Annotated in this window: 6 protein-coding genes; 1 reads left to right on the top strand and 5 read right to left on the bottom strand. The window is 71.4% G+C overall.

Annotation, left to right across the window (positions count from 1 at the left end; translation table 11 throughout):
- Positions 1-15 precede the first annotated feature (15 nt).
- From ACI6PP_RS09460 to ACI6PP_RS09450, 3 genes are all read right to left on the bottom strand, one after another.
- Positions 16-963 (bottom strand): hypothetical protein, encoded by a 948-nt coding sequence (locus ACI6PP_RS09460; protein WP_421111084.1) that lies wholly within the window; start codon positions 961-963, stop codon positions 16-18.
- Positions 964-1095: 132 nt separating this feature from the next.
- Positions 1096-2427 (bottom strand): cytochrome P450, encoded by a 1332-nt coding sequence (locus tag ACI6PP_RS09455; RefSeq protein WP_421111082.1) that lies wholly within the window; start codon positions 2425-2427, stop codon positions 1096-1098.
- On the bottom strand, positions 2424-3911 hold the full coding sequence (locus tag ACI6PP_RS09450; RefSeq protein WP_421111080.1) for a flavin-containing monooxygenase: 1488 nt from the start codon (positions 3909-3911) through the stop codon (positions 2424-2426). The genes ACI6PP_RS09455 and ACI6PP_RS09450 overlap by 4 nt, the downstream gene beginning before the upstream one ends.
- A 68-nt stretch (positions 3912-3979) precedes the next feature.
- Here ACI6PP_RS09450 and ACI6PP_RS09445 point away from each other — a divergent pair, with 68 nt between their 5' ends.
- Entirely contained in the window at positions 3980-4588 is a 609-nt protein-coding gene (locus tag ACI6PP_RS09445; protein WP_421111078.1) for a TetR/AcrR family transcriptional regulator, read from the top strand.
- Positions 4589-4592: 4 nt separating this feature from the next.
- Here ACI6PP_RS09445 and ACI6PP_RS09440 read toward each other — a convergent pair whose 3' ends face one another.
- Together ACI6PP_RS09440 and ACI6PP_RS09435 are read right to left on the bottom strand one after the other, a co-directional pair.
- Positions 4593-5018, bottom strand: coding sequence for an NINE protein (locus ACI6PP_RS09440; RefSeq protein WP_421111077.1), 426 nt, complete (start codon positions 5016-5018; stop codon positions 4593-4595).
- 64 nt (positions 5019-5082) lie between these two features.
- On the bottom strand, positions 5083-8943 hold the full coding sequence (locus ACI6PP_RS09435; protein WP_421111075.1) for a GH92 family glycosyl hydrolase: 3861 nt from the start codon (positions 8941-8943) through the stop codon (positions 5083-5085).
- Positions 8944-8984: the final 41 nt, after the last annotated feature.

Genomic DNA, 8984 nt, shown 5'->3' with positions numbered 1-8984 from the left:
GCCCGTCTGCACCGCTCAGACGGGCCGCACGTCGCCAAATCGTGGGGAGAACCAGCGGTCCCAGGTGTCGTTGAAGACCGGTGCCGGCCCGGCGTAGCCTCCCGCCACCAGCGCGTCGTGCACCCGGCGGACGACGAGGCGCGGGTGCGAGAGGTCCTCGACCATGACGACGACCACCGTCCAGCCCGCGTCGGCGATCCGCTGCCGGCGGTCGCGGTCGTGCCGGCGCTGGTTCCTGCTGCGGTCGTGCCACTCGCCGTCGTACTCCACCACGACGCGCCAGCGGGCATAGAGGAGGTCGACCCGTCCGAGGAACCGCCCGTGCTCGTCGAGCAGGTCGGGGTTCGCCTCCGGCTCGGACAGGCGGGCGAAGACGAGCATCAACCGCAGCAAGGTCTCCATCGGGGACTCCACCCGGTCGCGGACGAACGCGAACGCCCGACGTGCCCGGAGCACCCCGTCGAGATGCACCGAGTCGGCGTACGCCCGGAGCTTGTCGGCCGTCGTCCATCCCGCGTGGACCAGCATCTCGGCCGCCTGCACGAGGGCGACGAACCCGAGGAGGGTGGCCGAGTCGACCAGGGTGCGGTCGGGCCCGAGGGTGGGGACGCCGTCGACGTCCGTCGGCGAGAGGTGGCCCTGGCGGCGGTGCAGCACGATGCCCCGCTGCGTCGACCTCGATGCAGTGTTCGTGGAGAAGTGCAGCGGCAGGCGCGGCGCGACGTCGACGCCGCGCCACCGCAACGCACTGGTGTGGCTGAGAGCGACGTCCGCGGGCAGGACGAGGCGGGCGGCAGCCACGAGCAGCGCGAACGTCAGCTCGACGCCCGCGCAGACGTACACGCCCCGGAACACCTGCACGAACCGTCTGCCCCGTAGGTGCTTGCGGGTGAGGCCGGCGGCGGCCGCCTGGACGAGGGTGAAGGGCACGCCGAGGAGTGCGACGGGGATCGGATCGGTCACCCGTCGAGCGTCGGACGGGGAACGCTCGTCCGGTAGAGGCTCTCGGCGATCTGTGGACGACGCTGTGACGACATGCGGCCCTTCCGCCGGCCAGGAACGGGCCGCAAGTCGCCAGATCTTGGGGCGGGGGTGTCAGCGGGCGCGGAGGGTGAGGGGGGCCTTGGACCTCGGGACGGTGGTGATGTTGCGCAGGCGCTCGCGCTCGGGGGCGTCGACCGACACCTCGAAGCGGGTGAGGACCTCGCGGAGGACGACGGTGCCCTCCATCAGCGAGAAGCCGGCGCCGATGCAGCGACGCACGCCGCCGCCGAACGGGATCCAGGTGTTCGGCGCGACCTGCTCGTCGAGGAACCGGCGCGGACGGTACCGGCCGGCGTCGCCGAAGCTCTCGTCGCTGGAGTGGGCCAGGCGGATGGACGGCGACACCGTCGCGTTGCGCGGGACGTCCCACCCGGCGACGGTGCGCGGACGCTTCAGCTTGCGGGCCACCTGGTCGATGATCGGGTGGACGCGCATCGCCTCCTTGAGGCACGCCTCCAGGAACGCCTCGTCACCGGTGTCGGCGGCGCGGTGCGCCTCGGCCTGGACGTCGGGGTTCATCGCCAGCTCGTGCAGCGTCCAGGCCAGCGCGGACGCGGTGGTCTCGTGGCCGGCGAGCAGCAGCGTGACGAGCTGGTCGCGCAGCTCGGCGTCGCTGAGCGGCGCGTCGCCGTCGCCCCCGACGCGCAGCAGCCGCGACAGGACGTCGTCGCGCTCGTCGAGGTCGGTGGCGCGACGACGCTGGGCGATCTCGTCGTAGAGGATCGCGTCGAGGGCGCGCTGGTTGTCGAAGTACCGCTTCCACGGCCCGACGGAGAACAGCCGCGGGTACGTCCAGCCGAGCAGCATCGCCGTCGAGATGTCGACCATGCGGTTGACCATCGGACGCATGCGCGCGAGCCGCTGCTCGTCGGTGACGCCGAAGACCACCTGCAGGATGATCTCGAGCGTCACCGCGTTCATCCGGTCGAGCCCGACGACCTGCTGGCCGCCCCGCCACGACGACGCCTCGCCCGCGGCGATGCGCTGGACGAGCTCGCGGTAGCCCCGCAGCGACGCGCCGTTGAACGCGGGCATCAGCAGCTTGCGGGCGCGCAGGTGGACGGCCTCGTCGGTGAGCAGCACCGAGTGCGCGCCCATGACGGGCCCGAGGATCGCGTTGCCCTCGCCTGCGTGGAAGTCGGCGGGGTCGCCGGCGAAGATCTCCTTGATCTCCTCGGGGCGGCGGAACAGCACCACCGCGCGCGGCCCGGGCAGGACCCGCAGCGTCACGTTGTCGCCGTAGCGGCGGTGCAGCCACGGGACGAACCGGTGCCGGTAGCGCAGGAACGCGACGGTCTGCACGACCGCCGGCCAGCGAGGACCCGGGGGCAGCCCGCGCCCGGTGGGGACGTCGGCGACCTGCTGCTCCCGGGTGACGGTCATGCCGCCGGCTCCAGCGCGTGCGCGGCTTCCCAGGTGTACGCCTCGGCGGGCACCTGACGGGTCTCCCACCAGTACTGGAAGGTGAACTTCGGCCAGATGGTGCGGTTGCGGCCCTGGCTGTCGAGGTACCAGCTCGTGCAGCCGCCCTGGGTCCAGATGCCCTTGCTGACGCGGCGCTGGATGTCGACGTTGTACTGCGTCTGCGCCTCGAGCGTCGGCTCGACGGCGACGGCGCCGCGGGCGTCCATCTCGGCGAGCATCCGGACGATGAACTTGGTCTGCTGCTCGATCATGAAGACCACCGAGTTGTGGCCGAGCGCGGTGTTGGGGCCGAGCATGAAGAACAGGTTCGGGAACCGGTTGACGGTGATGCCCAGGTGGCTCTCGATGCCGTGGTCGGCGAACTGCTTGCCGAGGTCGAGGCCGTCGCGGCCCACGAAGTTCAGGTACTCGTAGGAGTCCGTGACGTGGAACCCGGTGCCGTAGATGATCACGTCGACCTCGTGCAGCACGCCCTGCTCGTCGACGACGCCCTGCGGCGTGATCTCGGCGATGCCGCTGGTGTCGAGCGAGACGTGCTCGCGGTTGAACGTCGGGTAGTACGTGTTGCTCTGCAGCACGCGCTTGCAGCCCAGGCGGTAGTCGGGCGTCAGCTGCGCCGCCACCGCGGGGTCGTCGATCGTCTTCTCGATCTGGCGCCGCACCACCTTCTCGGCGATCTTGAGCACGCCGAGCGCCCAGCCGTTGAAGCCGATCGCGCGCGACTCCAGGGCCCAGTACTTCAGGTCGCGGTACGCCCGCTGGGCGCCGGGGACCTTGCGGAAGACGTTCTTCTGCCACTCGGGGATCGGCTTGTCGGCCTTGGGCAGCACCCACGGGGGCGTGCGCTGGAAGACGGTGAGCTCGGCGACCTCGTCGGCGATGATCGGCACGAACTGGATCGCCGACGCGCCCGTCCCGATGACGGCGACGCGCTTGCCCTTCAGGTCGACGTCGTGCCGCCAGTTCGCCGAGTGGAACCGCGGGCCCTCGAAGGTGTCGGCACCGGCGATCGTGGGGATGCTGGGGATGTGCAGCCCACCCGCCCCCGACACCAGCACGCGAGCCTCGTACGTCTCGCCGCCCCGGGTGTCGATCGTCCAGCGCTGACGGCTCTCGTCCCAGGTGGCCCCGGTGACCTCGACGCCGAAGTCGATGTGGCTGCGCAGTCCGCGGTCGTCGGCGACGCCCTTCATGTACGCGAAGATCTCGGGCTGGCGCGAGAAGCTCTTGCTCCACTCGGGGTTCAGCTCGTACGAGAAGGAGTACATGTGGCTGGGGATGTCGCACTCGCAGCCGGGGTAGGTGTTGTCGCGCCAGGTGCCGCCGACGTCCTGCGCCTTCTCGAGCACCACGAAGTCGTGGCGCGCGGCCTCGCGGAGCTTCATGGCCATCCCGAGACCGGAGAAGCCTGTTCCGATGATGACGACGTCGTGGCTGCTCATGTTTCGGATACTAACGGTATCTGATTATGCTTGCCAAGGGACCGACGGACGACGAGAGGCAGGACACGATGACGCAGAGCACCCGCCCCGTCACGCGGGCAGAGCGCCAGGCGCAGACCCGCGAGACGCTCATCCTCACCGCGCGCCGGATGTTCCTCGCCGACGGCTACGGCGCCACGTCGCTCGACAAGGTGGCGCTCGAGGCCGGCTTCTCCAAGGGTGCGGTCTACTCCAACTTCAAGAACAAGGAGGAGCTGTGCCTGGCCGTGCTGGACTCGATCCAGCAGCGCCAGGTGGACGAGGTCGCCGCCGCGTTCACCGAGCACCAGAGCCTCGACGACCGCCTCGCCGCCTTCGGACGCTGGGCCCGCGAGCGCATCGGCCAGCCCCGCTGGACGGCGCTCGAGGTCGAGTTCGGCTCGGTCGCCCGGCAGAGCCCCTTCGTCGCCGACGCGCTCCGCGAGCGGCACAAGGCCACCCGTCGCGCGATCGCGGACCTCGTCGACGTGGTGCTCGCCGACGCCGGCGTCGAGATCTCGATGACGTCGGACCAGGCGGCCACCGCCCTGCTCAGCCTCGGGATCGGCCTCGGCGCGCAGCGCTCGCTCGACCCCGACGTGGACGTCGACGTCTTCACCGCCACGCTGCGCGCCGTGATGGGCCTGCCGCCGGCCTGACGGTTCAGCTGCGCAGCAGGCGTCCCTGGCCGTCGCGGGGGCTGCCGGCGAGGATCATGATCGCGTCGACGAGCGCCCAGATGCCGACCCCGGCGAGCAGCACGAAGCCGATCAGCACGATCGCCAGCAGGAACCCGAAGACCGTCAGCAGCAGCTGCGCGATCGCGACGCCCGTCGAGCCCATATAGAACCGGCCGACGCCGAACCCGCCGAAGAACAGCTGGAGCAGCCCGGCGACGACCTTGGACTTGTCGGACAGCGGCTCGCCCGAGACGGGGTGGCGACCGAACGGCGCGTACGGATCGGGCGCGCCGTACCCGTACGGCTGCGGCGGGCCGTAGCCCGGCTGCTGCCCCCAGGTCTGTCCCGGACGGGGCTGCGGCAGCCCGGCCTGGCCGTAGCCGTCGTACGGCGGTCGCTGGTCGCTCATCTGTGTCTCCCCCGGTGGTCGAGGACCCAGGCTAGAGGCCCCGACCGACAGCCGTCCGGGAGTTTCACCGAGCCGGGCGGGCGAGCACCTCCATCTCGCCCAGGCGCGCGGGCGTGCCGTCCGACGTCGACGTCACCCGCAGGCGCAGGTGTGCGTACGAGCCGGCGTCGTCGACCTCGAACGACCGGGTCTGCTGCCGCCACCGGAACGTCTCGCCCGACCGCTCGTCGAGCGTCGTCCAGCGGCGTCCGTCGCGCGACCCCTCCAGCACCCACGACCTCGGGTCGGCGCCGACGGCAGTGCCCGACGTCAGCGTGTAGAACCGCGGACGGACGGCGTCGTCCGTCGCCTTCCAGGTGACGGTGCCGTCGGTCCCGAGCGTCGCGACGGTGCCCGCGTCGTCGTCGGTGAGCGCGGGCGCGGCGGGCGTGGTGGTCCCGTCGCGCAGCACGTCGGCCAGCGGCCGCGGCACCTCGGTGCCCTGGGTGATCGACGGGGGAGCGGCCTTGGCGCCGGTGCCCCAGTCGGACGGACGCGCGCCCATCTGGAAGTCGAGCGTCCCGCCCTTGCGCAGCACGTCGTGCGGCAGCGAGGTGCTCGACCACTTCTTGCCGTCCACCCGCAGCGACTGCACGTAGACGTTGCGGGTGCTGTTGCCGTTCGCGCGGACGCTGAACGTCCGTCCGCCGATCGGGTGCACGGTCGCCTTCTCGAACAGCGGCGACCCGATCGCCCACCGGTCCGAGCCCACCTGCAGCGGGTAGATGCCGAGGGAGCTGAGCAGGTACCAGGCCGACATTTCGCCGTTGTCCTCGTCGCCGGGGTAGCCCTGGCCGATCTCGCCGCCGGTGTACAGCCGGCGCATGATCTCGCGGACCTTGGCCTGGGTCTTCTGCGGCGCCCCCACGTAGTCGTACATGTACGGGATGTGGTGCGAGGGCTGGTTGCTCATGCCGAGCTGGCCCATGCGGACGTCGCGAGCCTCGAGCATCTCGTGGATGACGCCGCCGTAGCCGCCGGGCTTGTCGGCCTTCTCGGGCGTCGCGAAGAACGTGTCGAGCTTGTCCTCCAGCGCCTTGCGGCTCCCGTACAGGTTCGCCAGCCCGCGTCCGTCCTGCGGGGCGTGGAAGGCGAAGTTCCAGCCGTTGGTCTCGGTGAACACCCCGCCCCACGACTCGGGGTCGAACTCCGCGGGCGTCTCGGCGAAGGTGCCGTCGGCCTCGCGGCCCTGGAAGAACTCCGTCGCCGGATCGAACATGTTGACGTAGTTCTGGGTGCGCTCGCCGAAGTAGGCGGCGTCCTCGCGCAGCCCTGCCCGCCTGGCCCGCGGCGTCGCGGGGTCCTTGGCGAGCTTGGCGGCCATGTTGGAGATGCCGTAGTCGTTGATGAAGCCCTCGAGCGCCCACGAGACGCTCTCGTCGGTGTCGGTGGACGTGTAGCCGAGGTGCTGCGAGGTCTCCAGGCCCTTGCGGCCCACGGCGCTGTCGGGCGAGACGGTGGTCGCGTTCTTCACCGCCGCGTCGTAGGTGCCGAGGGGGTCGGGCAGCTTCACGCCGCGCAGGTACGCGTCGGCGAACGAGACGTCCGAGCTGGTGCCCGTCATCAGGTCGGCGTACCCCGGTGACGACCAGCGTGACACCCAGCCGCCGTCGCGGTAGTGCTGGACGAACCCGTCGGCGAGCTTCGCGGCGACGTCGGGGTACAGCAGCGAGTAGGCCGGCCACACCGTGCGGTAGGTGTCCCAGAAGCCGTTGTTGACGTAGATCTCGCCCTTCACGACCTTGGCGCCCGTGCGCGTGGCCGTGGGCTCGCCGTCGGCCTCGGAGACCGGGCTCGCGTAGCGCCAGTCCGGACGCCTGGCGCTGCCGACGTTCTCGTGCTGGGCGTTGGGGTAGAGGTTCAGTCGGTAGAGGTTGCCGTAGAGCGTGCGCGCCTGCGTATCCGACGCACCCTTCACGTCGATCACCGCGAGCCGCTTCGCCCACGCCCCCTGTGCGGCCTTGCGCACCTGGGCGAACGAGCGGTCGCCCACCTCGAGCGCGAGGTTCCGCCTGGCCTGGTCCAGGGAGATGAACGACGTCGCGACGCGCAGCGTCACCGTCCGTCCGCCGAGGTCGGCGTACGTGGTGCCCTCGCGTCCGCCGGGCGCGGTGCCCGACGCGGTGGCGGCGGAGTCGAGCACGCCGTGCACGAACATCCGGCTCCGTCCGGCCGACAGCCCGGAGCCGTTGTCGACCCAGCCCGTCAGCGTGCGCCCCTCCACGGTGAACGACCCGCCGTCGTCGACGGTGTCCACCACGAGCCGGCGCGCGTCGGCGCCCCTGGGGAAGGTGAAGCGCAGGACGGCCGCGTGGCTGGTCGGCGTCATCTCGGCGCGCACGCCGTTGGTGAACCGCACGCCGTAATAGTCCGGACGCGCGGTCTCGTCGTCGTGGCTGAACTGGAGCGCGCGCTCCTCGACGTCGCCGGTGGGCTCCGTGGTCACCTGCGGCATGAACGACAGCTGGTTGCGGTCACCCATCCACGGGCTCGGCTCGTGGCTGAACGCCAGCCCCTGCAGCGTCGGCAGGTTCTGCTCGTCGTTGCCGCGCTGCCAGTCGTACTCCCAGCTCTGCGACGTCGCGTTCGTCACGGGCGTGAGGAAGTTGAAGCCGTTGGGGACGGCGCTGATCGGCAGGTTGTTGCCGCGGGAGAACGAGCCGCTCGAGTTGGTGCCGCGACGGGTGTCGACGAGCCCGGCGCGGTCGGAGGTGTCCGCGGCGGCGGGTGCGCGTCCGACGTCGATCGTGTCGACCCACCCCTGCAGCTCGGTGTCCCTGGTGGCCGACGGGTTGTCGTAGGCGAGCAGCACCCGGTCGATCGTGCGGCCGGCGGCGACGTCGCCGATGTCGCTCTGCACGTGGTTCCACTGGTTGGCGTAGAGGATCTTGGACCGGCCCTGCCCCTGCGCGGTGAGGGGTCCGTCGTGCTGGTCGACGGCCTGCAGGTCCGACAGGTAGCTGCCGTCGGTGAAGCGCAGGTCGATCGCGACGTCGGTCGCCGGGTAGGTGAGGTCGTTGCCGGTGAGCTCGGGGAACACGCGGTACGTCAGGCGGGTGCGGCGGTCGACGCGCACGTCCACGTCGGCCACGACGTTGGTGGCGTAGCCGCGGCCCGCCTTCGTGTGGCTCGCTGAGTACCGCAGCGCGTGCAGGCCCTCGTAGCCCGTGCGCGCCTTGACGTTCGGGCCGCTGGCCGGTCCGGCGCCCACCTCGGTGGTCATCGGGCCGGTGGGCTCGGGGTCGGGCTTGCCGGTCGACAGCAGCCAGTCGCCCAGCTGCGTCAGCGGCTCGCCGGCGTTGCGCGTCACGCGCAGACGGTAGAAGCGGTAGGCCGTGGCGTTGTCGATCGTCAGGTCGGTGGCGGTGAGCCGGGCACCGAGGTCCTGGTCGGTGCGCGTGTCGAGCGCCGTCCACGAGGTGCCGTCGGTCGAGGCCTCCATCGTCCAGTCGACGGGGTCGCGGCCGGCGGCGTCGTTGGCCGAGCTGATCCGGTACCGGGTGACGGTGACGGGCTCGGCCAGCTCGTAGGCGACGAACCCGGTGGTCGCGCGCGTCAGCCACTTGGTGGTCGGGTCGCCGTCGGTGAGGTTCTGCGGCGACTCGTCGGTCGAGCTCGTCGCGTCGCCGGTGACGGTGGTGACGCCGTCCATCACGCTGCCCGCGTAGGAGGGCTTGCGTGCCGTCACGTTCGACAGCACCGGACGGCCGTCGCGCACCTCCGACGTCGACACCGGGACGGCCGGGTCGCCGTCCTCGAACGACGTGCTGAACGACCCGCCCGCGCGCGGCGCGGCCGACACCGCCGGCAGCGGCAGCGTCGCGACCAGGGCGGCGGCGACCACGGGCACGAGGGCCCGGCGGGCCAGACGTGTCAACGTTGTCATGCGGGACGGCTGGGTGCGGCGGGTGTCCATCGTGGCTCCGG

The organism is Solicola agrisoli (assembly GCF_049059935.1).
Classification (GTDB): domain Bacteria; phylum Actinomycetota; class Actinomycetes; order Propionibacteriales; family Nocardioidaceae; genus JAURVT01.
Note: the sequence above shows the minus strand (reverse complement) of the source record. Positions and strands in the feature narration are given on the sequence as shown.